The 24,313-nt window shown below is 36.8% G+C and carries 31 protein-coding genes, 1 pseudogene and 1 riboswitch; of the genes and pseudogenes, 23 read left to right on the top strand and 9 right to left on the bottom strand.

Annotated elements, in window-relative coordinates; translation table 11 throughout:
- Window positions 1-253: 253 nt before the first annotated feature.
- Window positions 254-1,015: a DeoR/GlpR family DNA-binding transcription regulator gene (locus RCG23_RS24645; protein WP_308177833.1), complete on the top strand. Its 762-nt coding sequence runs from the start codon at window positions 254-256 to the stop codon at window positions 1,013-1,015.
- 183 nt (window positions 1,016-1,198) lie between these two features.
- On the opposite strand, the gene RCG23_RS24640 is transcribed toward RCG23_RS24645, so the two are convergent.
- Window positions 1,199-1,540: a DUF4383 domain-containing protein gene (locus tag RCG23_RS24640; RefSeq protein WP_308177832.1), complete on the bottom strand. Its 342-nt coding sequence runs from the start codon at window positions 1,538-1,540 to the stop codon at window positions 1,199-1,201.
- A gap of 571 nt (window positions 1,541-2,111) precedes the next feature.
- On the opposite strand from RCG23_RS24640, the gene RCG23_RS24635 reads away from it, so the two are divergent.
- From RCG23_RS24635 to RCG23_RS24625, 3 genes are all read left to right on the top strand, one after another.
- On the top strand, window positions 2,112-2,501 hold the full coding sequence (locus RCG23_RS24635) for a GNAT family N-acetyltransferase (protein WP_308177831.1): 390 nt from the start codon (window positions 2,112-2,114) through the stop codon (window positions 2,499-2,501).
- A gap of 62 nt (window positions 2,502-2,563) precedes the next feature.
- On the top strand, window positions 2,564-3,112 hold the full coding sequence (locus RCG23_RS24630) for a GNAT family N-acetyltransferase (RefSeq protein WP_308177830.1): 549 nt from the start codon (window positions 2,564-2,566) through the stop codon (window positions 3,110-3,112).
- 43 nt (window positions 3,113-3,155) lie between these two features.
- Window positions 3,156-3,581, top strand: a complete 426-nt coding sequence (locus RCG23_RS24625) for an Lrp/AsnC family transcriptional regulator (protein ID WP_308177829.1) — start codon at window positions 3,156-3,158, stop codon at window positions 3,579-3,581.
- A gap of 233 nt (window positions 3,582-3,814) precedes the next feature.
- Here the strand turns inward: RCG23_RS24625 and RCG23_RS24620 are convergent, their stop codons facing one another.
- The gene (locus RCG23_RS24620; RefSeq protein ID WP_308177828.1) at window positions 3,815-4,240 is read right to left on the bottom strand and encodes a DUF3995 domain-containing protein; all 426 of its coding nucleotides are present in this window, start codon (window positions 4,238-4,240) and stop codon (window positions 3,815-3,817) included.
- A gap of 286 nt (window positions 4,241-4,526) precedes the next feature.
- Between RCG23_RS24620 and RCG23_RS24615 the strand changes: the two genes are divergently transcribed.
- The 3 genes from RCG23_RS24615 to RCG23_RS24605 all read left to right on the top strand — a co-directional run bounded on the left by RCG23_RS24615 (window position 4,527) and on the right by RCG23_RS24605 (window position 7,189).
- Entirely contained in the window at window positions 4,527-5,057 is a 531-nt protein-coding gene (locus RCG23_RS24615) for a cysteine hydrolase family protein (RefSeq protein ID WP_308180171.1), read from the top strand.
- Between the two features lie 151 nt (window positions 5,058-5,208).
- Window positions 5,209-6,684: an FAD-binding oxidoreductase gene (locus RCG23_RS24610; RefSeq protein WP_308177827.1), complete on the top strand. Its 1,476-nt coding sequence runs from the start codon at window positions 5,209-5,211 to the stop codon at window positions 6,682-6,684.
- Complete coding sequence (locus RCG23_RS24605) at window positions 6,674-7,189, top strand: hypothetical protein (RefSeq protein WP_308177826.1); 516 nt, start codon at window positions 6,674-6,676, stop codon at window positions 7,187-7,189. Before RCG23_RS24610 ends, RCG23_RS24605 begins: the two co-directional genes overlap by 11 nt.
- A 23-nt stretch (window positions 7,190-7,212) precedes the next feature.
- On the opposite strand, the gene RCG23_RS24600 is transcribed toward RCG23_RS24605, so the two are convergent.
- Window positions 7,213-8,217, bottom strand: coding sequence for a DUF3231 family protein (locus RCG23_RS24600; RefSeq protein WP_308177825.1), 1,005 nt, complete (start codon window positions 8,215-8,217; stop codon window positions 7,213-7,215).
- A gap of 145 nt (window positions 8,218-8,362) precedes the next feature.
- On the opposite strand from RCG23_RS24600, the gene RCG23_RS24595 reads away from it, so the two are divergent.
- The 8 genes from RCG23_RS24595 to RCG23_RS24560 all read left to right on the top strand — a co-directional run bounded on the left by RCG23_RS24595 (window position 8,363) and on the right by RCG23_RS24560 (window position 13,223).
- Entirely contained in the window at window positions 8,363-8,896 is a 534-nt protein-coding gene (locus RCG23_RS24595; protein WP_308177824.1) for a dihydrofolate reductase family protein, read from the top strand.
- Window positions 8,897-9,013: 117 nt separating this feature from the next.
- A complete protein-coding gene (locus RCG23_RS24590; RefSeq protein ID WP_308177823.1) occupies window positions 9,014-9,574 on the top strand; it encodes an AAA family ATPase in 561 nt (186 codons plus the stop codon).
- Window positions 9,575-9,635: 61 nt separating this feature from the next.
- A riboswitch (Fluoride riboswitch) is annotated at window positions 9,636-9,696 on the top strand.
- A gap of 53 nt (window positions 9,697-9,749) precedes the next feature.
- Window positions 9,750-10,139, top strand: coding sequence for a fluoride efflux transporter CrcB (crcB, locus tag RCG23_RS24585; RefSeq protein ID WP_308177822.1), 390 nt, complete (start codon window positions 9,750-9,752; stop codon window positions 10,137-10,139).
- Between the two features lie 3 nt (window positions 10,140-10,142).
- The gene (crcB, locus tag RCG23_RS24580) at window positions 10,143-10,505 is read left to right on the top strand and encodes a fluoride efflux transporter CrcB (protein ID WP_308177821.1); all 363 of its coding nucleotides are present in this window, start codon (window positions 10,143-10,145) and stop codon (window positions 10,503-10,505) included.
- Window positions 10,506-10,623: 118 nt separating this feature from the next.
- A complete protein-coding gene (locus RCG23_RS24575; RefSeq protein ID WP_308177820.1) occupies window positions 10,624-11,127 on the top strand; it encodes a PDC sensor domain-containing protein in 504 nt (167 codons plus the stop codon).
- On the top strand, window positions 11,055-11,642 hold the full coding sequence (locus tag RCG23_RS24570; RefSeq protein WP_308177819.1) for a HAMP domain-containing protein: 588 nt from the start codon (window positions 11,055-11,057) through the stop codon (window positions 11,640-11,642). Before RCG23_RS24575 ends, RCG23_RS24570 begins: the two co-directional genes overlap by 73 nt.
- Window positions 11,629-12,285, top strand: coding sequence for a GGDEF domain-containing protein (locus RCG23_RS24565; protein ID WP_308177818.1), 657 nt, complete (start codon window positions 11,629-11,631; stop codon window positions 12,283-12,285). Before RCG23_RS24570 ends, RCG23_RS24565 begins: the two co-directional genes overlap by 14 nt.
- Window positions 12,286-12,701: 416 nt before the next feature.
- The gene (locus RCG23_RS24560; RefSeq protein ID WP_308177817.1) at window positions 12,702-13,223 is read left to right on the top strand and encodes a GNAT family N-acetyltransferase; all 522 of its coding nucleotides are present in this window, start codon (window positions 12,702-12,704) and stop codon (window positions 13,221-13,223) included.
- Between the two features lie 753 nt (window positions 13,224-13,976).
- Here the strand turns inward: RCG23_RS24560 and RCG23_RS24555 are convergent.
- Together RCG23_RS24555 and RCG23_RS24550 are read right to left on the bottom strand one after the other, a co-directional pair.
- Entirely contained in the window at window positions 13,977-14,363 is a 387-nt protein-coding gene (locus RCG23_RS24555; RefSeq protein WP_308177816.1) for a DUF1259 domain-containing protein, read from the bottom strand.
- 266 nt (window positions 14,364-14,629) lie between these two features.
- On the bottom strand, window positions 14,630-14,848 hold the full coding sequence (locus RCG23_RS24550; protein WP_308177815.1) for a hypothetical protein: 219 nt from the start codon (window positions 14,846-14,848) through the stop codon (window positions 14,630-14,632).
- Between the two features lie 158 nt (window positions 14,849-15,006).
- Here RCG23_RS24550 and RCG23_RS24545 point away from each other — a divergent pair, with 158 nt between their 5' ends.
- Complete coding sequence (locus RCG23_RS24545) at window positions 15,007-15,417, top strand: iron chaperone (protein WP_308177814.1); 411 nt, start codon at window positions 15,007-15,009, stop codon at window positions 15,415-15,417.
- Between the two features lie 302 nt (window positions 15,418-15,719).
- On the opposite strand, the gene RCG23_RS24540 is transcribed toward RCG23_RS24545, so the two are convergent.
- Both RCG23_RS24540 and RCG23_RS24535 read right to left on the bottom strand, forming a co-directional pair.
- Entirely contained in the window at window positions 15,720-16,739 is a 1,020-nt protein-coding gene (locus tag RCG23_RS24540; protein ID WP_308177813.1) for an acyltransferase family protein, read from the bottom strand.
- Between the two features lie 158 nt (window positions 16,740-16,897).
- Window positions 16,898-17,311, bottom strand: coding sequence for a cupredoxin domain-containing protein (locus tag RCG23_RS24535; protein WP_308177812.1), 414 nt, complete (start codon window positions 17,309-17,311; stop codon window positions 16,898-16,900).
- 197 nt (window positions 17,312-17,508) lie between these two features.
- Between RCG23_RS24535 and RCG23_RS24530 the strand changes: the two genes are divergently transcribed.
- A complete protein-coding gene (locus RCG23_RS24530; RefSeq protein ID WP_308177811.1) occupies window positions 17,509-17,736 on the top strand; it encodes a hypothetical protein in 228 nt (75 codons plus the stop codon).
- Window positions 17,737-17,923: 187 nt separating this feature from the next.
- On the opposite strand, the gene RCG23_RS24525 is transcribed toward RCG23_RS24530, so the two are convergent.
- Both RCG23_RS24525 and RCG23_RS24520 read right to left on the bottom strand, forming a co-directional pair.
- Window positions 17,924-18,379, bottom strand: a complete 456-nt coding sequence (locus RCG23_RS24525) for a GNAT family N-acetyltransferase (RefSeq protein WP_308177810.1) — start codon at window positions 18,377-18,379, stop codon at window positions 17,924-17,926.
- A 231-nt stretch (window positions 18,380-18,610) separates the two neighbouring features.
- A complete protein-coding gene (locus tag RCG23_RS24520) occupies window positions 18,611-19,144 on the bottom strand; it encodes a CGNR zinc finger domain-containing protein (RefSeq protein WP_308177809.1) in 534 nt (177 codons plus the stop codon).
- A 106-nt stretch (window positions 19,145-19,250) separates the two neighbouring features.
- On the opposite strand from RCG23_RS24520, the gene RCG23_RS24515 reads away from it, so the two are divergent.
- The 6 genes and pseudogenes from RCG23_RS24515 (at window position 19,251) to RCG23_RS24490 (ending at window position 24,292) form a co-directional block, all read left to right on the top strand.
- Window positions 19,251-20,447 carry an MDR family MFS transporter gene (locus RCG23_RS24515; protein WP_308177808.1) on the top strand — a complete coding sequence of 399 codons (1,197 nt, stop codon included), beginning with the start codon at window positions 19,251-19,253 and terminating at the stop codon, window positions 20,445-20,447.
- 173 nt (window positions 20,448-20,620) lie between these two features.
- Window positions 20,621-21,301, top strand: coding sequence for an N-acetylmannosamine-6-phosphate 2-epimerase (locus RCG23_RS24510; RefSeq protein ID WP_374049791.1), 681 nt, complete (start codon window positions 20,621-20,623; stop codon window positions 21,299-21,301).
- 19 nt (window positions 21,302-21,320) lie between these two features.
- Window positions 21,321-21,905: an ROK family protein gene (locus RCG23_RS24505; RefSeq protein ID WP_308177806.1), complete on the top strand. Its 585-nt coding sequence runs from the start codon at window positions 21,321-21,323 to the stop codon at window positions 21,903-21,905.
- The gene (locus RCG23_RS24500) at window positions 21,835-22,305 is read left to right on the top strand and encodes an ROK family protein (RefSeq protein ID WP_308177805.1); all 471 of its coding nucleotides are present in this window, start codon (window positions 21,835-21,837) and stop codon (window positions 22,303-22,305) included. Before RCG23_RS24505 ends, RCG23_RS24500 begins: the two co-directional genes overlap by 71 nt.
- Window positions 22,302-23,389, top strand: a pseudogene (locus RCG23_RS24495) (Gfo/Idh/MocA family protein). Before RCG23_RS24500 ends, RCG23_RS24495 begins: the two are co-directional and overlap by 4 nt.
- A gap of 42 nt (window positions 23,390-23,431) precedes the next feature.
- The gene (locus RCG23_RS24490) at window positions 23,432-24,292 is read left to right on the top strand and encodes a MurR/RpiR family transcriptional regulator (protein WP_308177804.1); all 861 of its coding nucleotides are present in this window, start codon (window positions 23,432-23,434) and stop codon (window positions 24,290-24,292) included.
- The last annotated feature ends 21 nt before the right edge of the window (window positions 24,293-24,313 follow it).

The raw sequence follows: 24,313 nt of genomic DNA, 5'->3' as shown, positions 1-24,313 counted from the left end.
CCAAAATCTGTCCTCAATAAGCCCACTTAAAGACAAAATCCCACAGGAGAATCCAAAATCTGTCCTCAATAAGCTCACTTAAAGACAAAATCCCACAGGAGAACCAGAAAACGCTCATTAAGAAAAGTTAACTTTTAGAAAACCGAATAAAAAAGAATAAAACAGCATTAAAACTAATAAATAATTGACAATAACAGAATGAACATAAATAATAATGGAAGATAGTTCCACTATAATATAAGGAGTGAGGAAAATGTTTTCAGATGAAAGAAGGCAGCAGATATTAAAGATGCTCGAACAAAATGAACGTGTATTAGCAAAGGATTTAGCAGAGTTATTTCAACTATCGATTGATTCGATCAGACGGGATTTATCCATTATGGAAGATCAGGGGCTTTTAAAGAGGACACACGGCGGTGCGATACCTGTTCCAATAGTAAGAACCATGCCTTCGCCGCCTTCCATACGCTATGGGGAAGCGAATGCATACCAAAATGCCATTGCTAAGACAGCAGTTTCCTATATTCATGAAAATCAGACGGTTTTCATCGGGGGAGCTTCCATTCATTTTGCCATGGTCAAATACATGCCGAAGGAATTCCCATTTACGGTTTTGACAAATTCTATTGAAATTGCCTGTCAATTAAAGAATTTTGAAAATGTGCAAATTTACCTCATTGGCGGGCATGTGAAAAATTCAGGTAATATCACAGATGCATTAGCAAATGAATTTGCTCGTCAGTTCACGGTTGATTTATGCTTTGCGACAGCTGGAGCTTTATCCTCAGAGGGATTAAGTACAGCTTCACCAGAAGTTTCTATTTTTCATAAAACGGTATACGATCATTCACAAAAGATAATCGCATTAATCGAGCATAATAAATTTGGTGTAGATATGTTTTCAAGAATGTATCCATTAGATGGTCTGGACCTAATCATAACTGATGAAGAAACAACTGCTGATAAACTTGAACTTATTAGAGCCAAGGATGTTGAGGTCTTAGTGGCAAAATAATGAAAATGCCATTGAAATCGTGTTTTTAGAAACCATAGAATGCAATTGTTCAACTTGATATATTTAGCATCATTTAATTTTATAATTTGCTAAACGAAAAAAAGGTATCTGGATTCTCCAGATACCTAACAAATGAGTTGCCAAAGCAATTATTATTTTATTGTAAAAGACCCAATTTTTTTATTAACTATTCTGTTTCATTGAAGAAGCATAACCGACATAGATTGATGCAAAAGCAATGACAAAGTGCAGGATGTTATCAGCAACTAAAAAGTGAATTCCTATGAAACTATGAGTAAATAAACCTACTATTGCTACGAGTAGATAAATGAACCCAAAGATTTTTGAAAATGCTGCACTATTTGTCTCACTTCCGCTTACTAACAGAGCGATGATTCCTGTAGCAAGATGAACAATATTATGCGTCGTCGTTAGGTCAAAAACCTTTTCTAAGGGAAAAAAGAAACCTACTATGCCCGTCACAACAAAAATGACACCTAATATTCTCGCAAATTTCTTGGCCAACTTAATCAACCTCCTCATAATTGCTCATTAAGAAAATGAACCCAGGTTAAAAAGGGAAAGCTGATGAAAGTATTTACGAATTTTAAAAATTTGCTGGAGATACCGTTGGTGATTTTTAGATAATAATCTGAGTACAATTTAATAAAGATGGCATTGCAGATAGAGATTAATTTTCAAGCGTTTAAACTGAACAAGACTTCAAATGATCGACCAGCAGGGAAGAAGAATTTTTCATAAAAGTAATGATAACGCTCTAATACACTTATCATTTATCATCCCCCTTAATCGTATTAGTAATAAATATATGATAAAAATCACAATTATAACACTTTTCCATTAAAGTAAACTTACCAAGAAAATGGATAAGGGTAATATGAATTCTTAAATAAGATCAGTTACCAGGAAGAATGGTTATAAGGATGGTTGGAAATCACGCTACAGAATTGTTTTTACACAGGATCATAGCAGGGATTTCGCCTGTTTTAGAGAAATATTAAACTATTGAAAAGATATTATTTTAATTATCGTAGAAAAATTTTTCTTTAGGTTGTAGGAAAGGGGGGGGTTAATTGTGTACAAAATCGATATTAATCTGCCGATATCCAATCATGAGGTACCAGAATTAAGGGAACTTGTTGGCTGGGGAAGACGAGATAAGGATTTTCCAGCACTATTCGAACGGTGTAATTTTTGGGCTGGAGCCCGAGACGAAAATGATAAACTAATCGCTTTCGGTTATATAACAGGGATGGGCTTGGAACATGGCTATATGGAGGATATTATCGTACATCCTGATTATCAAAAAAAGGGAATTGGCGTAAATCTAGTAAAAGACCTTTTACAGGAAGCTAAACGATTCGGTTTAGGAATCATTACCGTTTCATACGATCCAGAAAATGAGAATTTTTATAAAACAAGCGGCTTCACAGCTGGTTTAGGTGGAGTGTGTTATTTAGATTAGGCGTGACGTTAAAAAGCATGTAGACTTTATTGAAATAAATTTTACCATCTAGGGGGATCATAATGTTTTTACATAAGATCGATGAAGAAGTAACCTTAAAGTTAATGGAAATGAATGATGCTGAAAGAGTGTTTGAGTTAACAGATCAATCAAGAAACCACTTACGCGAGTGGCTGCCTTGGCTTGATTTTACAAAAAAAGTCGAGGATACAAAAGGGTTTATTCAAGGGTGTTTAAAAAATTTTGAAGAAAATAAGAGTTTGAATACCGTTATTTTATATAATGATAAAATCGTTGGAGTCGCTGGCTACAACAGCATAAATTGGTCAAACAAAACGGCATATATTGGCTATTGGCTTGGAGATGAATTCCAAGGAAAAGGAATCATGACCAAAGTTGCCAAGGCATTGACCGACTATGCATTCAGTGATTTAAGGCTTAATAAAGTAGAAATCAGAGCTGCTGTTGGGAATAAAAAAAGCAGGAGTATTCCTGAAAAATTAGGATTTACAAATGAGGGATGTATCAGACAAGCTGAGTGGTTATATGACCATTATGTTGACCATGTCGTATATGGAATGCTTGCTGAAGAATGGAATAATGAAAGATAATCTATTAATTTAGATTTTCTAAATGAACATGGAGCTGAAGAATATGGATGATGTCGATAAAAAGATTCTTTATGAATTGCAGCTGGATGGCAGAAAAACAATGCGCGAGCTGGGGAAAATCGTCGGGTTAACCGCACCCGCTGCAACAGAACGGGTTAAAAAACTCGAGGATCGCGGAGTCATTAAGAATTATACGATTTCTGTAGATCCGCATAAACTTGATAAGATTATTTCAGCTTACATCTTATTCGATACGGATAAATGCAAGCAGTTTGTGGAGTTTTGCCATTCCTGCGAGGATGTAATGGAGTGCCACAGACTTGCCGGGCAGTACAGTTATTTGGTTAAAATCGTCACTTCATCCGTTGCTTCTCTGGAACAATTCATCGATTCCACGATGAAGTATGGAAAATCTTCTACACTTATTGTTTTGTCTACACCAATTGAATCGAACGTAATAACAAGCTGAAATGTAGGCCCTTTATTTAGTAACGGGTTCGGTTTTGAAGTAGAAAACTTTAATTCACAACCCGTTTAGAATCATAATTATATATTTTTTAAACATAAAAATAGCAATAGAAAAAGCAATGGACTACGTTTTCCATTGCTTTTATTGTTGAATTTCGCCATTTGTTCGTAAGACGTTGAAAACCTTTTTACCACTGGAGCAGTTCGCACCTCAATATGTTCAGCCTCGAAATCTCATATAAATGCAGCAAGCAAAAAAATGAAACTAATCCATAAACAAAGAGGTGTATAGAAGGCGGTATCTTGTTTTGCAAATCTAGTATGTTTAATTTTCTTTAAAAAACCTACATATTTTCCTTCACCAATAGCACGCAAAGAGAAAACAATTCCTCCTGCTATACAAAGCCCTTTTGAAAGAGGGGAGGATTTGATGACTTCGAAAAAATCTATTTGAATTATTAGAAGTACAGATGCAAAAAAGCACAGTAATCCGATAAAAAGTGTACCTAACATTCTTGGTCGTAAAACTGGTAATTTAATGTCATCTTTAGTTGGAAGAGCCGTATTTACTCCCCAACTTCCACCAAATGCCCAAAAAACATGTAACATACCAATAATAATAAATATTAGAGACGTTATTGCTATTAAAATTTTTATCAAATTAACACCCCTTCGGTATGTTATCGTCTTCCGAAATCAAAATTCGTCATATCATCAGTATAATCAATTAGCAAGCATTTTAGCACACGTTCCGTAAGGTGTCTGTTGAACATCCTTTTTATTTTATGCATTCAATCTATAACATTATTAAAAAAAGAAAATTCCATAAAATAACTTATTTTTAAAAGAAATAGCCTTAAAAGTCTTTCGTTACATTCTTAATTTAGGAAGGAAATCCATATAAAATTTAGTTATAAACAGAGGGAGGTTTTTTAGGATGAAAAGACTGCCAGATAATACTGCTCTTATCATTGTTGATGTTCAACAGTTTTTTAATAACCCACGATGGGGAAACAGGAATAACCCGCAGGCGGAGGAGAATATCGGATTGCTATTAGAAAAGTGGAGAGAGACTGACAAGCCGGTATTTCATATTCAGCATGTCGAAGGGGAATTTACACCCGACCGTGAGTTTAAGGAATTTATAAAACCGCTCCCTGGTGAACCCATTATTCGCAAGAGCGTCAACAGCTCCTTCATTGGTACGAATCTTGAATCTCAACTTAGAAACAGGGAGATTGATACAGTCGTCATCGTGGCGCTTACCACGAACCATTGTGTAGAAACAACGACCAGAATGGCGGGAAATCTTGGCTTTAATACATTTTTGGTATCAGACGCCACGGCGACCTTTGATCGAGTGGGACCTGACGGCATCCTTTACAGTGCTGAAAGTATTCATAATATGACGATGGTAAACCTGAATGAAGAATTTGCGACGATTGCGTTTACGGAGGAAATTTTACAGCTTTGTTAAAAGCCATCGAGTACCAATAGAGAGCATAAAAAGAGACGGAGGGCTGCTGAAGCAGCTCTCTTTTTATTTTGATAAAAAAAGAAATATATGGAATTATAATAATAAATAGTGTAAAATTACACTAATAATATTGAGGCTAATTAGGGGGGATATGATGAATAGCCACTGGTTTAAAAGGCTAAGTCTTGTTTGTACCCTGCTTACGGTGGTTGTATTTGTCGGTGCCTATCTTCTTCAGCAATACTCACTGGCGCATTATCGTGACGACTTATTTCAAAACGGGGTCATAATGGATGTCGGAAGGCTGTTGCCGACTAAAATAGAACGGATTGAAACGGCTAAAGAGGAAGAACAGATTAAGGAAATCATAAAAAAAGCGGAAAAGCAGCACTTGAAGGTCAGCATCTCAGGAGCGCGCCACTCCATGGGGGGGCATACGTATTATCCCGGCGGGGTGGTCATCGACATGTCCTCTTATAACCGAATATTGGGCATTAACAAGAAACAAAGTACGATCCATGTACAGAGCGGTGCTACTTGGGACAGTATCCAGAAAGCCCTTGCACCTTATGGGCTCGCGGTCAAAGTCATGCAATCCCAAAACATCTTCACGGTAGGCGGTTCCATGAGCGCGAATGTCCACGGCAGGGATATCCGAAATGAATCGCTGGGAGATACGATCAACTGGTTTCGGCTCTTGTTAGCAGACGGAACCGTTATAAAAGTCGATCGTCAGAGCCAGCCGGAGCTATTTTACAATGTGATCGGGGGATATGGATTGTTTGGTGTGATTCTTGATGTGGAATTGCAGGTGACGGATGACGAGGTATATGTCATCAAAAGCAAGGATGTCTCAGTAAAGGAGTTTCCCGATTATGTACACCGTCTCAGGAATAACCCGGGAATCAAACTCGCATACGGCAGGCTATCCACTGCACCGGGCAGCTTGATGGACTCGTTATATGTCGTGGAATATCACAAAACAGCCCATAAACACGATAAGAAACTGATGGATCTGAAAGAGGATCATCAGACCTTTTTGACAAGCGAACTCCTGAATCTTTCTAGAAAAACCGGATGGGGTAAGGATGTTTTGTGGAATCTTCAACGAAACTATTTTTTCGCGCTTGATGGTCAGTATATTAGCCGCAATAACAGCATGCGGTCAGAGAGTGATTTCCTGCTCTATAAAAATCCGACAGATACTGATGTGCTCCAGGAATTTTTCGTGCCGATTGATGAGTTTCCATCGTATGTTCAGGAGCTGAAAACCTTTCTCCGGCAGGACGAAATCGATTTGATGAACATCACCATCCGCTATGTTTCAAAGGATGAATCTCCTGCACTTTCCTATGCAAAGGACGACATGATTGCTCTTGTCGCGCTTTTCAATCATGGGAAAAAGAAAGAGGATGTGGAAAAGGCAAAAGCATCGATTCGGAAGATGATCGATATTACACTCGCGCATCATGGAACCTTCTACTTGCCTTACTATCCATATGCTTCGAAACTTCAACTGATCCAGTCGTATCCTAAATTCCCTGATTTTGTTGCTGCGAAGGAAAAATGGGATCCAGACCATTTGTTTATGAATCTTTTTTATGAGGAGTACCGGGATGAAAAATAAAATGATAATCCAAGGCGGAGTCCTAGTTATTCAGACTGCGATATTTCCGTATTACCTGATGTTTCTTAAAAATATAGGGGAGAATTATTCAACTTTTTCACTTCTTTATGCGACCTTCGCCTTTTCGTCAGGAATCAGTTATCTTTGCTTAACACTTCTTCCTGCGAAACCGTCTCTAAGAGTGTTATGCTTTACAGCTTTTTCTGGCCTTTCCTTATGTATGCTCGGAATCCCGTTCGCATCAACGCTGCTCCATGTCTTCCTCATCCAGGGTTTCATGGGGATTTTCCAGGCGGTGTATAAGTGGTCAGAAAAAGAGTGGGTGAAACAGGAGAAAATCGAATGGCGGTCAGACCATCTTTTTTCTTTTCTGCTTCAAATGGTCATTGTAGCAACCATCCTTGCGACCGGATGGCTGCTTGATTGGTTCTCGATTGGTATGCTGTTTGCCATTGCAGCCATTTGGTATATGGTGAATGGTGTCATCTCATGGCGGACGCTATAAACAGCACCTGAAATATATTAAAATTACTCTTTTACTAAATCCGATCGATCTTCCATCTGTGGTGGTTCTTCCATCCATCTGTTTTTTATCATCAGTTTAACTCCTTCATGAGCAAAGAAGTATGTATCCTTCGCAAGGAGAGTTGTTTTTAAAGATAAATCATTTCTAAAACTGAACATGGTTCCGAAACTATTGCCAACAATCCCATAACCATTGAGCAGGTAAATGCAAAACATCATCAATTTTTGAGAAAATGGAGCAATTTTTGAAGTGGTAACCGTGCTTCCTGCTCCAGAATGAAACTGAACCTCACTATGGGCCAGAATATCTTGGTATGTTTTAAGATGTTTCTTAGCTAGTTCTCTTCCTTGGATAAAATAGTCTTTAATCTCCTTGTCCTCTGCACATTGTGCAAAACCAGTTATAAGTTGTATTCCAATATTATTGGTCTCGATTCCGTGATGAAGAATTCCGATTTCAATGTCATTCAAAGGCCTTTTGTTTCTAAATGGCATTAATCCTTTCAAATAACTCTTGGTTTCAATAAATTCATTGGTTTTTGGAAGCGAAACCGTTGGTGGAAGAGTTAGAATTCCTCTTTCAAGCAAATAAAGGGTTGATAATTTATACACTTTTTGAGAAATACGCGTGAGACCTTCATAAAGCTCCATCAAATCATCACGATAGGCCATATTCATATTAATAGTGTACATTCCCATGCTAACTTCCTTTAAAATACGAACAAACATAATATCAAATCCATGATCGTATAGCTTTGGAGCTTCCAGATTTACATCATCATTCGTAAATCCAACCGGAACCGCTGCGCCTTCACTCTCAAAGATACTTTCAATTTTCTTAATATAGTAATGCAGATTTTGCCATAAGCCGCCCATAATATTCTTGGCCTGCTGGTCGTCAGATTTTTCGATGAAATATTCCAATACCCTCAATATCATTGTTTTTTCCTGGTATGTAAGCCACAGTGTTCCTATTTCTGCAGAACTTAAAGGGTTTATCTTTTTCAAGCTGTTTTACCTCCATTTTTTACTTGTATTATGTTCCGAATGGGACAAATTATTCAGATGTGGAATAGCTTTGCTTTTAGGACCGAGACTTAGTTAAAATAGAAAAACGAACTTATATTCCGCGCGAAAAAATAAGGGGGAAAATATGAGAAATCAACGAAAATTGGTCTTATTCATTGCGATTAGTTTAGATGGCTATATTGCTACAAAAAACGACGATCTAAATTGGCTTTTTAAGGTTGAGGGAGAGGGAGACAATGGCTATTCAGAGTTTTTTGAAACGGTGGATACGATTTTATTTGGCAGAAGAACGTACGATTGGTTAATGGAGCACGAAGCAGGGAATTTCCCCTATAAAGATAAAGAATGCTACGTTTTTTCAAGGTCTGCTGCCAATGGCCTCAACAATGTAAAATTTGTTAACGAAGATATAGTGGAATTTACGAATAAATTAAAAAGTGCAGAAGGAAATAACATATGGATTGTTGGTGGGGGAGAGCTGCTGCATTACTTTTTAAAGGGAAAATTAGTTGATGAAATGATCATTACCATTGCCCCAACGATAATTGGTGAAGGTATTCCATTATTTAAGGCAGATCAATATCAATTGGATCTAACTTTAAAAGGTACTAGGCGTTTCAATCAATTTGTGGAACTTCATTACGATGTAAAAAAGTAAAAGACTAAATTGCCTCAAATGGTTTGTTCAGTAAATGTTTATTTTCAAAAAGGGATTTTCTTCAAAATGTTGAATTACCTTTATAAGGATCATTTTGGTGGAGGTTAAGGAGAAGTTATGAAATTCATTCTGATATTTGGACCACAAGCGGTTGGGAAAATGACGGTAGGGCAACAATTAGAAAAAATCACAGACTTAAAGCTTTTTCATAATCATATGACGATTGAACTCGTAAATCCTTTTTTTGAATATGGAACAAAAGAAGGGAATAGGTTAGTAAGCTTATTCCGGCAAGAAATATTTGAGGAAGTGGCTAAGAGCAATTTATATGGTTTAATTTTCACGTATGTTTGGGCATTTGACCATCAAGGTGATTGGGATTACGTGGATAAGGTCTGTTCGCTATTTGAATCGAAGGGTGGTACGGTGTACTTTGTCGAGTTGGAGGCTGATTTGGATGAAAGGCTTGAGCGTAATAAAAGCCCTCACAGACTTGAACAAAAGCCTTCAAAAAGAAACATTGAGTGGTCAGAAGATAATTTAATAAAGACAATGGAAAAATACAGACTTAACTCATTTGAAGGAGAAATCACCAGAGAAAACTACTTAAGAATTAACAATACAAATTTGGACGCTGATGAAGTAGCGAAAATCATAAAGGAAAAGTTTCAATTATAGAATCCATAATGCAGGATTCCATTTGGCAAATTAATGATATTTTGTTAAAATTATTTTAATTATTAAAACAGGCGATGGAGTTCGCCTTAATTGCTTTAAAAGCTGATGACTCCTACCAGAAATTTACTGGTAGGAGTCTTTTTATGGGTAAACTTATGTTTAGAGGTGAATTTCATTGAGTTATTTATTAGTGGGGGTTGCCGGGATTGTCGGCGCTGTTCTACGCTATTTAATCGGATTTTATTCTAATCATTGGTGGGTATATGATTTTCCTATGGCTACATATATCACTAACATGTTAGGCTGTTTGATCCTTGGCTGGTTTACGACCTTTTTGCCAAGAATCAAATCCCTTCATCCCCATGTAGTCACAGCATTGGGCACTGGCTTGATCGGTTCTTTTACTACTTTTTCAACCTTTAGTGTTGAGACGGTTCAGTTAATTTCTAATTCTTTATGGGGCACGGCCATCCTTTATGTTCTATTAAGCCTATGGGGCGGTCTATTTTTTTCATGGCTAGGGTATCGGGCTGGATTATTAAACGATATACAAAAGGGGGAGTAAATAATGATTTTCAATATCATGTGGGTGGCAATCGGCGGCTTTTTCGGAGCGATTTCACGATTTGGTGCCAGCAGCTGGATAAAGTGTAGATTTCCTTCTACTTTTCCATTTGCTACTCTTACCATTAATTTGCTAGGTTCCTTTTTACTTGGTCTATGTATTGGAGCAAACCTCGAAAACTCCTGGAAACTCTTACTAGGAACCGGATTTTTAGGAGCTTTTACCACCTTTTCTACATTTAAATTAGAAAATATCCAATTACATGCTAAAAGAAAATGGAATGTACTTGTATCATATTTAGTAATCAGTTATACATTTGGAATCTTACTAGCCTTTTTAGGAATTAAAATTGGCGGATTAAAATAGAGGAGATCTTTTAAGATAGAGCATGCAACCAGTTAAAGTGAAAGAAAAAACATTTTTTATTGTTTCCAAAGTAATAAAAATAGTAAAATAGTCCTAAAAGAATTTAAGGAGAACCATTTTGTTTAACTCTCTAACTCATAGTTTTCGTGCCAGGTTTACGATTACCACCGTGACCATTGTAATGATTTTGACCTTTGTGCTTTCAACATTCATTAGCAGCTTTTCAAGTGAGGAAATAAAGTCGGAGATTGGAACCTCACTTTCACAGAATGCCTACCAGACATCAGACAAATTAGAGAATTTCATGTGGGCGCGGTCTGGCGAGGTTGAACTTTTAAGTAAATTGAGCGCTTTAAAAAATCCTAATAATCCGAAAAAGATCAGGGAACTTGTAGAGCAATTAAGGGCGAGTATTCCTTTTTATTCATGGATTGGCTTTATGGATCCTCAAGGAGATGTCCTTGCATCCACAGACGGTATATTGACAGGCAAAAATTTATCACAAAGACCCGTATACCAGGAGGCATTAAAGGGCCATTTATTGGTGATGTGCATGAAGCGGTCCTGCTTGCAAAGCTATTGCCACAGCCGACAGACGGACCTTTGCGATTTGTCGATATAAGTGTCCCTGTTTTTAATGACGAAGGGAAAATGACTGGGATTTTAGCTACCCATTTAAGCTGGGAATGGGCAAAGTCCATTGAGAAGTCTGTTCTAAAGCCTATTAAGAAAAATAAGCAAACAGAAATTTTTGTCGTGAGCAAGCTTGATAACAGGATTATTTTGGGAAGCAAGGATTTGATTGGTGAAACTCTCTTGTTACCTAGCGTTCAAAATGCGCAAAAGGGAAAGAATTCTTGGGCGTTAGAAAAATGGCCAGATGGAAAGAGCTATCTGACAGGATATATTCAGGGTAAAGGCTATATGGATTACAAAGGTGTAGGGTGGACAGTACTCGTTCGCCAGCCACTTGACGTTGCCTACGCTCCTATCGCTAAGGTGAAAAATTTCATTCTGCTTCTCGGTTTTGTATGTGCTGCAGTATTTGCGCTCGCAGTTTCTCTATTGGCCAATCAGGTTTCAAAGCCTCTCCGAAAGCTTACAGAAGCTGGCGAATCACTTAATGCAAGGAAATAAAGTTGAGATTCCGCAGATGAAGGGGTTTTTGGAGATCGAGATTTTGTCTTCTTCCTTAAGAGAATTATTTCGAAGCTTAACAAAAACGGAAAAAGAGTTAACCATCATGGGGAATATTGCGGAGCATGATCCGTTAACAGAACTTCCAAACAGAATTGCATTGGATCGATATATCAGAGATTCTGTCCTTCAATCCAACGATGAAAAATTTTCACTTACCATTCTTTATTTGGATCTCGATGATTTCAAGCCAGTAAATGATACATATGGACATGCTGCAGGAGACATCCTGCTTCAGGAAGTTGCAAAAAAGCTAAAAAATAATGTCCGAGGTAAGGATTTTGTCGCTCGTTTGGGCGGAGATGAATTTGTTATTGCTCTACAACATCCGAATGAAGATCCCATTCAAGAGTACAGAATGATCGCTCATCGGATCATCGCAGATATTAGAGAGACATTCATTATTGAAGGAAACCCTGTAAAAATAGGATGCAGTATCGGCGGGGCCGTTGGCCAGCTTCATGGACATTCCATTATGGGTGTGATGAGGCTCGCAGACGCTTCCTTATATACCGCTAAAAGAAGTGGCAAAAATAAAGTCTCTTTTCATGGGTCAAACGACTATAAAGTAAACATTCTCTAAAAAGGAACCCTTTGTGATTCCTTTTCAATTTTCTGGATATTTTTAACCAAAAGCTGTTTTCTAAAAAATTGTTGTTTTGTAAATAGATTTTAAAAAGCAAATCGTTGAAAAAGAAGTTGATTGGAACGGAAGGTGCGAGCTCCTCGAAAATGCTATCGCATTTCCTTCGTGCGGTGTCGATTCTAGGAAGCTGATTCAACGTCCTGCGGGAGCAGCGGGACAGGTGAGACCCCGCAGGCGCTGTGCGCCGAGGAGGCTCACCGCCCGCCCCGCGGAAAGCGAGCATCCTGGAGTGGAAATCAACTACTCCTTCTATAGCAACAAAGTATACGAAAATAGCCTATCCAAAAGAAGGGAATTTTTAAGATTTTCACGAATTATAAATAGATTAATAGTTAAGATAGGGAGAAGTAAGTATGAAAATAAAGACTGAGAGATTATCAATTAGAAAATTTGAAATAGATGATTGGAAAGCATTACATGAGTATGCTTCAGACCGTAATGTAATGGAGTATATGCCAGAAGGCGTATTATCTGAAGAAGATTCAAAGGAGTTTGTTCTTAAAAATAATGGTAAAGATGCTCGGAATTTTCCTGTCATCATAACTGATGAAAATACGCTCATTGGTCACATCGTTTTTCACCGATATTTTGGTGAACATACGTATGAGATCGGCTGGGTCTTTAATCCCAACTATCAAAATAAAGGATATGCCTCTGAGGCGGCCCGCGCTATCTTAAAATTTGGTTTTGAGGAAATGAAACTGCACAGGATCATTGCAACCTGCCAGCCAGAGAATACAGCTTCCTACCGGGTGATGGAGAAGATTGGAATGAGAAGAGAAGGCTATTTTAAAAAGTGCATACCCCATGGCAATGAATGGTGGGATGAGTACTATTATGCCATTTTACAGGAAGAGTGGAACAAAAAACACTGATAGGGTATGAAACCAGCTTGGAGAAATTTCTCTAAGCTGGTTTTTAATGAAATGTCCTTAACTAAGCAATAAATAGATCTTTAATGACGAATTTATTGGGCTGATTTTTCATTCCCAATAAGGTTACAGACTGACCAGGAGAAAGAGCTTTCGTTTCCTTCGTTTTATTGACCCTTGTTTTCTCCGTATAAGGTGTATTGTCTATTTTATAAATGCAGGTGATTTTTCCTCTGCCCTTGAAAAAATAGATGTTTTGTACCGTGCCGACACATTCGATTCCACTGGAAAAATAAAGAGTTATGGCTCGAATACGATATATAACGATAAGGATCCCTAATATAGTCAAAATCAGACAATAATTCATAATAGTTGCGCCATCTTCAGCGATGTGAGCGGTGTTCCGCTTCGGGTGGGGATCTCTTTGAAAAACCATAATGCAAGGTATAATACCCAGGCAATCACTGGAAAGGCAGCGGATATTGCAGCGAATAAATCGTTTTTGATGATTTTAAGAATGGAAGGTTGATTGTTCATTTTTGGACCTCATCAGCAAGTAATGTATGTACATACTCAATGTATCAGGATTTTACGAGACTGGCTATATATAACTGGTTTATTTTTATCTAAAAAAAGAAACTTGAATCCTATCGAAATACGAGAAATATGCAAACCATACCGAGTTCAGGATATTCAAATTTCAAAAAAACATTGGCCATTTGTGACAATATTTATGACATCACAAATGGCCTGGCTTTAGATAAGGCCTACTTCTTTTGCTGCTTTATAACTGTTCCTAGCAAACTCAAACGGGTCCCCAACGTTCTCCCAATGCATATACATTAAGCGTGGATTTTCAAAAAGCCAATGGTTATGGACAGCAGTAACCGTAATTCCTCTTCTTCGTAATGCGGAAAGGAAGGGATTAATTTCACTTTGAAGGATAACGGTTTCACCCAGGTTAAGAGTTTCACCATTTTTGTTGTTTTCAAAGGAAAGGGCAAATGGAAGTGCTAAGGGAGAACGAGTGCGGCGGCCTAGAATAGTAGCATTGATATTTCTAAGACGTTGAACTACACAGACAGGAGTTGACGTAATAACTTCGCCTCCGATTATATCTGCAAGACGTTGGCAGCTTGACATAATAATGACTCCTTTCACTTAATATGTAATAACATATGCCGATTTAAACTGCTTGTCTGTGTTAATTCAATAATCAATCTTAAATAAGGTAAAATTAAGTTAATGGTTCAGATGAAAATCAACCTTTTTGATCGAAAAGATGCATGAGAATTACATCCGAAAAAGAAAAAGAAGCGTTTCATCGACGCTTCTAATCATTAAGGATTATTTGCCTTGTATTTTTCACGTTTTTCTAAAACTAGTATCTCTAAGTAAAAGATAAACATTTACCTTTTTTTCTTTTTAGAATTATCTACAATTAGTGTATTTTTATTAACGGTTTCTAAGACAACTTGCACATGAATATTTCTATCATCTATACTTGTAACACTTGAAACCTTGCCTTTACGACCTTTAATTTTTAATTCTTCACCAACGGATGGAACACTTTTACGCAGCTGACTTAATAAAATATTTTTGTTTTCTAAAAAATAAACAACAAACATTTGGTCTCACCTATTTCATATGGGATGTTTTTGCATTAAAAATCTCCAATTGTTCCTTCATATAAAATATAGAATTATCATTAGATTTAGACCGAATTACGAATATAAAATTTCGAAAAATGAAACACCCTTCATAAAAACAGTTGTAAGGAGAAATCATGAACGGAACCAAAATTGCGTATAAATCAATTGATGAATACATTTTACAATTTCCTCTTGAGATTCAGGAGCTTCTAATTTCGATACGAAAGGTTATAAAAGAGTCAGCACCAGATGCAGAAGAAAAGATAAGTTATCAAATGCCTACTTTTTATTTACATGGAAATTTGGTGAATTTCGCAGCCTATAAAAATCATATTGGCTTTTATCCAACATCTAGTGGTATCAGTGCTTTTAAACAAGAAATATCGGAATATAAAAGTTCAAAAGGAGCCGTCCAGTTTCCTTTAGAAAAGCCACTGCCATATGCTTTAATAAGCAAGATCGTTAAATTTAGAGTTGGTGAGAATAAAAAGAAAGCAGAAGCTAAATTGAAAAAAAAGTTTGATGTTGTTCGAGACTTTGACTGAATAATTCTGAAAAGCCAACAAAGACATGGAAAAAATCCATGTCTTTAATAATAATTTTTATTTCCACCATAAAAGGAATGATAATAATGAGGATAATTTGAAAGTTGATAAAACTGCGGATTATATGGTTGACATGAATAATGATTGGAGCCGTATGGGTCAGTTATCGATTAATTAAAAATAAATGGTAATTTATCGATTCCCATACGAACCAATTGACCAAAGTAATTAAGACAAGAGGGTAAAATCACAATGATTTATCCATGTAAAATTCAATGGAATATCAACTAAAAAAAAATCAATTACCTCCAAAAAGGCTGGCGTGACTTTATATATTGAAGAAAGTAGTATGTTATATACGATAACGAAAAAACAAGGAAGGCATCCATCATGTCCCACAGTAATTGATGGGAAAAGTGCTCCACGCCGATAGTGTTAAATAAAATGTCTACAATATCAATCAATAAAACATGGACAGCATAGATCCCCAAAGCATTGCCACCTATTTTTGTTATCCATAATCCCTTTCCAAGCTGCTGGTTATTGCAAGTGAACAACAACAGAATTACAGTAAGAAAAATAGTCGATAAAAAGTATTCTCCATGCTCGGCAGATAGCATCTTTTCCAGCCAATATCCCTCAGCGACCTGAAGAACAAATAAGAAGCTTAACAAATAAAAGTACGTCTGTTTTTTCAATTTCAGGGACTGTATAGAAGGTAAAGCATAGGCAAACCAGAATCCTAAGGTTGTATAAAATAAACCAATGAAAAGGGCATCTCGGGTGATTAAGGGTAAATCAAAGAAAATAGAATACGATTGCCCAAAAGCTGCTATATTTAAACAAAGGCTAAGGATTAATAGAAGCGTTATTTTTTTAAGCCTAAAGAATATGTATAAAATGGCAGTGCTCCATGCTAGAGAAATCACAAACCACAATTGATATCCGCTTGTTCCTTTCCCAAAATAAAAGAGATTTAGAGCTGTCAACCCATCCACATACTTGGATAATTCGTGCTCTACGTTTCCGCCACTCAAAAAAATCCGTAACACATCATAACCGATATAAAACAAAAGCCAGCAAATATAAATTTTCAGTATTTTTATTAAATATCTTTTAAAATAGCCTGTAGATTTTTGATTATTTATCACTTTGAGACCGAACAAATAACCCGAAGCAGCAAAGAAAAAAGGTACAGCAAATCTGGAAATGTTATCTAGAATAAAAAGACCAAGCTTGTGGTCGCTAGGGACTGTGTGGATGATAACAACAGCTAATATCGCAAAAAATTTAATAAAGTCGATTGCAAAGTTTCTCTCCATTTTTCTGCCCTCTAATTCACTTTCTTACAAATAGTTCTTATATTATTTCCTATATGGTAAGCAATATGTCATTTAAAATAGGGGGGAGGTTTGTGAAAAAAGGATAAAGCAATTAAATGAAAAAAAAGATAGGATTCCCTATCTCTTTTTAAAAAATATTATTCTACGATTAATTTCCCTGTCATTTTAGCATGTCCAGTTCCACACATTACTGAACAGTGATATTCAAATGTACCTGTTTTATCTGCAGTAAATTCGGCACTTTTATTCCCCTGAATGTTTACATTATAGGCTGGAATAGTAAAACCATGTCCGCCATCATCACTTTGAAGAGTAATTTTTACCTTATCACCTTTTTTTACATGGATTTCTTTTTTATCATATTCGAAATCCTTTGCCATTACTTTAATATTAACTACATTTCCTTGTGATTCCTTTGAGGTATCCGTGGACTTGGATGTTTGTGTTGCAGTTGAAGAATTATCAGATGTTTTCGTTGTGCTCCCACAAGCACTTAACATGATTGCCATTAAAATTGTTGCTGTAAATAAGAAAAACAAATTCTTTTTCATAATAGCATTTCTCCTCTCAAATTTCGTAACTGTTATAACTTATCACAGCTTTTATGTATTTACAGTTAACATTTTATTAGAAGTATATTAAAAATTTATTAACAGATGAATTTCACCTGTTTTTTTCAAAAAATGAATAATCAAAAATATACAGTTCACTCTATATACAAAAAGGAATGATAAAAAGGAGAGTATTCGTGAAGCCATATGAAATAAACAACATGATTATTGATGATGATTTTGATAGTGAAGAATACGTGACAGCTGAATTTACTCACGAAAATAAAGATTACAGTATTACTTTTAAAAAAGGAGATCTTGAAATCATTAATGCCTGGGTTTTTAAAGATGGTACATCACTTCCTGCAAATTTAGCTGATAATATTATTGAATTAATTAGGGAAGATGTAAAAAAAAGAATCTAGTCTTATGGAATTGTTTAGGTGGATTTTTGATAAAATTACCTGCATGATTTTAATTGTAGTAAGTAATAACAAATGTTAAAGAGCTTGGAATATTAACCAAGCTCTTTTTCTGCTGCTATTTTTATTGCGTTGGTCTGTAATGTATGGTTTTGCACATCAGAATCGAACATGTTAATCCAAGGGTATATTACTCGATTTCATACACAAGCCATTCGGACAGCTGACCACCCATTTTGTTATAAAGGGATTGAGCGACTAAATTATCCTTGGCCGTTTCCCATGTCATATAAGCAAAATCGTTACTTCTTATGTAGGATAAGCATGCTTGAAATAAATGTTCGCCCAATTTCTGTCCTCTGGCATCTGACAAAATAAATAAATCGTTTAGAATAGCGGCTCTTTTCACCTGCAGAGTGCTAAAGGTAAAGTAAAGAGTCGCAAATCCTAATAACCTTCCATCCTTTTCAGCGACAAATTGGATTCCACTATTAGGGTTCTCGAGTAGGTTTTGAATCAATCCTTTAAGTGATTCTTCTGCAGGTTTTGCTTTTTTATAAAAATCGACAATATACTGAATCATTAGTTCATACAATTCATTAATATCCTCTTTAATTGCTGGTCTGATTACTAGATTCTCACTCATTTTCTTCCTCCTTATTCATAAAAACGTTTGATAATTTATTCAATAACACTATTTTAGTAATTAAGTGTCCTTATGAAAAGTGACAGTTTTTAAAAATTCACAGGGACAGTTATAACGACCTATCAAAAGAATCTTTACAACAAATACCTATAAAAGGGGACCTTAACGAAAAAACCCTTTTCTTTTTCCATGGAAAGCATGAAACCCTCTAGCATCAATTAAAAATTCTGCTCAAAGCTTGTTCTTTTCTCGATACCTTTTCACCTTCGATATTGTTCCGCATGCTCTTCCATCTGAACTGGTCGCATTCATATTGCACCATTTTTTTGTACCGCTTTTCGATTGGTCATAGAAGACCCATTTACAATCCGGACAAATTTTTATGCGATGAAAAGTTCCTTGCAGAATTAAATTAAGAACAATAACAAGGATATTGTCCACGAGACTATTATGGTTAAAACCAAAATCCACCTCAAACACTTGTTTAGTATCGTTGGTTTTAATCTTGAATTGAATGTCTCTTTTTTTAATCCAATTATTAATTAATTCTCCATCATTTTGTTCAATTGCGTTTCTTATTTGGGTTCGGAGCTCGATTACATCCTTTAATCCATCTATGTTTTTATCATTCTCAAGATATTCATAAACAAAATTTTTAACATCTGAGACTGTCAGGAGATGATCTTTAGGAATCCTTTCCATATTGGGGATTTCCCATGTATTTAAAAAGGAAAGGATAACATTTACTTCCCTAGTGTTCTCCATATTTGTAACCACCAATCTTTTTTAAAGGTTGCATTTTGGTTAATTATAACATATTATTTTTTGTAACCACCAAAAAATAATGAAGGTTACAATAGGAGGGGAGTTTTTGAATCAATCTATCAAAACGATATTGATTTCCGCATTTTGTATGAATCTTGCAGGATTCGCTGTATTATCATTTCTTGCTGTTTATTTATCCCATCATCTTCTTTTTTCAGTTGGAGAAACGGGAACAGTTTTGTCATTAATGACATTATCCTCAAGAGGACTGCCTATATTTGCAGGAGGGATGGGAGATCGTTATGGATATAAAAATATGATGGGGATTGGCCTTTTAATCAGAGGAAGCGGCTTCATTTTGCTGGCCTTTGCGCAATCTTTTTTCTTTATTGGTATTGGGACAACTTTAATCGGTATCGGTTCAGCATGCTATGAACCTTCATCAATGGCATTTTTTTCATCTGAAGCAACAGGGGAGAACAAAAAAAGAATATTTACCTATTTAAACCTTTCTCTAAATGGAGGTGCGATTATTGGCCCGTTATTAGGAGGCTATTTACTCCTACTTGACCCGAGCTATCCTTTTATCATAAGTGGATTGACCTTTTACATATTGTTCTTTTTCCAATTCATCATAATAAAGCCTCAGAGAAAGATAGTAAGGAATCGGAATTCTATTGTAGCTGGTGTAAAACAAATCGTAACTAATAAAAGATTCATGAATTATTGCTTCGCCATGATTTTCTTTTGGTTTATGTTTGCACAGTTAACAGTATCCATACCACTTCACATGTACAATCTTTCGAAAAATGAGAGCTTAGTAACAATCATCATTACCGTTAACGCGGTAACTGGACTTGTTTTTATGTTTTTATTTAGGAGGTTATATGTAAAAATAAATATCTTTACTTTACTTAAAATAGGAATTGTCACCATGAGCTGTTCGCTATTCATGATCGTTTTTACTTCCACGCCATATTGGCTGCTCATATGCATTCTATTTTTTACTATCGGAGAAACACTTGTTTTGCCATCTTCAGATATTGCTATATCAGAGTTTACTCAAGAAAAGTTCCAGGGCTCATATTACGGATTTTTTGAGATATCCTTCGCTGTCGGTGCAACCTTTGGTAATTACGCTGGGTCATTTTTAATCAATCAACAGCCAAGCAGCTTTATTCCGTGGATTGTGTTTTCTGGAGTGGGTATGATAGGCTTTTTATTGATTTGGCTGCTTAATAAAAAACCACATTGCAGAATTCTTCGAGAGCTTGAAGACAATGGGAGACAAAATATTCGATAAATATAAATCATATTTAAACAATAACGCGATGGTTAAATCCCTCGCGTTATTGTTTTTTCATATTTTATTAAAAATAAAAAATTATTCCACCATTTAAATGTATAAAGGAGGATTTTTCCACAGTCAATCGAATAAGTTATATTAATTAATTTTTGTAAATGGGGGAGCTATTATTGCTTGAAAAATTAAAAGGACAGTTAATTGTTTCCTGCCAGGCGCTTGAGGATGAACCTTTACATGGATCCGAAATCATGGCCAGAATGGCGCTGGCAGCAAAGGAAGGGGGAGCAGCTGCAATTCGAGCAAATGGCTTTGAGGACATAAAAGAGATCAAACAAACCATCAAACTTCCTGTCATCGGAATTGTTAAAAGGAATTATCACGATAGTGAAATTTACATATCACCTACCATGAAAGAGGTGGATGAAGTTCACTCCGCCGGTGCGGAAATCTTGGCACTCGATTTAACGAACAGAGATCGGCCAGATGGCTTATCCAATGAGGAAATGATTTTAATGATCAAAGAAAAATTTCCAGCACTCCTAATAATGGCTGATATATCTACGTATGAAGAGGGTATTGCTGCCGCTGACCTTGGATTGGATCTTATAGGAACAACATTGGCGGGCTACACCTCTTATTCAAAAAAGTTCGATCATCCGGATTTTGAGCTAATTTCTAAACTCTCACAGGAATTATCAGTGCCTATCATCGCAGAAGGAAGGATCAATACACCGGAGGAAGCTGCAAGATGTTTGGAATTAGGGGCATGGTCTGTTGTAGTCGGTACGGCGATTACTAGGCCACAGCTTATTACCAAAAGGTTTTCTGAAAGACTTGGCATAAGAGGTTAGTAGAATAAGGGGTGATTGTATGTCCATTAGCATTGGAATCGATATTGGTGGAACAAAGATTGCACTTGGCCTTGTGGATGAATCTGGTACCATACTTCTCAAAACGTCATTTCTTACACCAAGAAGCGGAAGAAATGAAGTTCTTTCTATTATTAAAGAAGGAATTCATTCTTTAATGAAAAAAGCTGAAATGAATGAATGGGGTAAGGTTATCGGAATAGGCATTGGGACAGCCGGCCAGATTGATTTTAAACAGGGCTGTGTCTTATCTGGTACAACAAATATTCAGGATTGGAACAATGTACCGCTAAAATCGGTGATAGAGAATATGTTTGATGTTCCTGTTTGGGTGGACAATGATGTGAATGTAATCCTTTTAGCTGAAAAATACCTGGGGGCAGCCCAAGGAGAAAATGATGTCGTCTGCCTGGCACTGGGAACAGGGGTTGGCGGTGCTGTTATCTCTGGGGGGGAGTTTATTCGAGGGTCTTGGGGAGCGGCGGCTGAGCTTGGGCATATATCCTTAGATATGAATGGCCGCTTTGTGCAACTGTGGTTTTCGAGGCTGCCTGGAGGTATTTGCTTCAGGAACAGGGATAGCTAGAATGATGAAGGAACAGTTGGCTCTAAATAATACCGATATCAGTAAGGATATCATTATTGAAACGGTTACAAGTGAATCAGTGTTCGAATTATACCAACAAGGCAATCAAATGGCGATAAGTGTAATCGAAACGATGCTGAATGCTCTGTCTTTCGGTATCGTTAATTTAATCCATACCTTTAATCCAACCACTCTCATTCTTGGCGGTGGTGTAATGAAGAACGGAGGATGGATTTTAGCATCTGTAAAGGAGAGAGTAGCCAGAATTGGTCTTCGGTCCATGATAGACCCTGTTCATATCTTCAGGGCCAAGCTTGGGTCTGATTCAGGATTAATCGGAGCTGCCTACCAGTCATTTGTTTACAAAAATCAACTAATGCATTCGGAGGGGATAGAATGAAAAAATTGAAAATAGGTGTTATTGGGGCTGGCTCTATTTCAACATTGCATTTAAATTCGTATAAAAGTAATCCTAAGGTGGAACTAACCGCAGTATGCGACTTAAATCTACAACGCGCAGAAGAAAAAGCCAAATTATATGATATTCCCACGGTTTATACTGAATATAAGGAAATGCTTGAAAAAGCAGACATTCAAGCAGTCAGCATATGCACCTGGAACAATTCACATGCAGAAATTGCTATTGCTGCTTTAAACGCTGGAAAAAATGTGTTAGTTGAAAAACCGCTTTGTAAAACAGTGGAAGAGGCGTTATTAGTTGAAGAAGCGGTTCGGAAAAACAACAAGGTGCTGCAGGTAGGATTTGTGCGCAGATACGCTGATAATACAAGAGTGTTAAAAAAATTTATTGATGCCGGTGAATTCGGTGAGATTTATTACGCAAAAGCATCCTGCCTAAGGAGATTGGGAAATCCCGGTGGCTGGTTTTCCGATATAGAGCGTTCGGGTGGTGGCCACTCATCGACCTTGGTGTGCATATTATTGATTTAAGCTGGTATTTAATGGGCAAGCCTAAAGTGAAATCAGTCAGTGGAAACACCTATCGCAGGCTTGGAAATAGAGCACATGTTGAAAATCTATCATTTTACCAAGCGGCAGATTATGATTCTTCTAAAAATACTGTGGAAGACATGGCAAACGCCCTCATCCGTTTTGAGAATGGTGCATCATTATATGTTGATGTGAGCTTTACACTTCATGCAAAGGAAAGCGAAAAAATCTCCGTTCAGTTGTTTGGGGAAAAGGGTGGAGCTGAAATTGAGCCGGAGCTATTTATCGTATCTGAAAAACACGATACGATTTTGAACATTACTCCTCAGGTTGATAAGCTTTCCTTTGATTTTGTGAAAGCCTTCCAAAATGAAATTGATTACTTTGTGGATTGCTGTACGGATGGAAATAAGGAATTGATCAGTCCTGTCGAGGATGGGCTGGAGCTCATGAAGATCCTTTGTGGTGTTTATGAATCTGCATCACAAGGAAGAGAGATCTTTTTTAACCAGGTTGAACCGGTTGTGAAATAATGGATTAATAGTGGGTAACCTTAAATTTCAGGAGTTGTCGTCATGAGAGAAACAGACCAAAATATTAATACTCTAGTAATGATCAAAAGCATTTACCTATCGCTCTCAAAGGCGGAGCAGAAAGTGGCGGAATACGTTCTTGCTAATGCGGATGAAACCATTTATTCTTCGGTCACGCTGCTTGCCGAAAAGGCAGGAGTGGGTGAAACAAGTGTAATCCGTTTTTGCCGTAAGCTGGGCTTCAAAGGATTTCAGGAATTCAAATTATCGATTGCACAGGATCTTGTAAACCCGGCTGAACAGGTACATGGTGAAATTCAGGAATCTGATTCGGCTGAAACCATTTGCCAGAAGATTACGTCTTATAATATAAATGCCCTGAATAATACAACAAGCCTTCTTTCTGTAAATGCACTTTCCAAAGCAACAGAGGCATTTATCAAGGCGCGGAAAATATACTTTTTTGGAATCGGGTCATCAGGAATTACGGCCGGTGATGCAAAATACAGATTCATGAGGCTTGGCTTTCATGCTGATTCGGCAACCGATGCACATATTATGGCGATGAATGCTTCACTTGTAACAAAAGAAGATGTCGTTATGGGCATTTCTTCTTCTGGGAGTACAAAAGATCTGGTAGAGGCCATTCAAATTGCGAAGGAAAATGGTGCCCATATCATAGCCTTGACCAACCATGCCAAATCGCCGATTACACTTTCGGCGGATACAGTGCTGCTGGCAGCTGCAAAAGAAACTCCTTTTCAGGGTGGTGCTTTTTCATCAAAAATTGCCCAAATTCATGTATTGGATTTATTATCTACATTAATTGCGATGAGGGATCACGAAAAATCCTTCAAGGCCATAGAAAAAACGGCTAAATCTGTTGTTGGTAAACTATTTTAAACAAAGAATGGAGGGACGATG

It is taken from the genome of Neobacillus sp. PS3-34, assembly GCF_030915465.1.
Taxonomy (GTDB): domain Bacteria; phylum Bacillota; class Bacilli; order Bacillales; family Cytobacillaceae; genus Neobacillus_A.
Note: the sequence above shows the minus strand (reverse complement) of the source record. Positions and strands in the feature narration are given on the sequence as shown.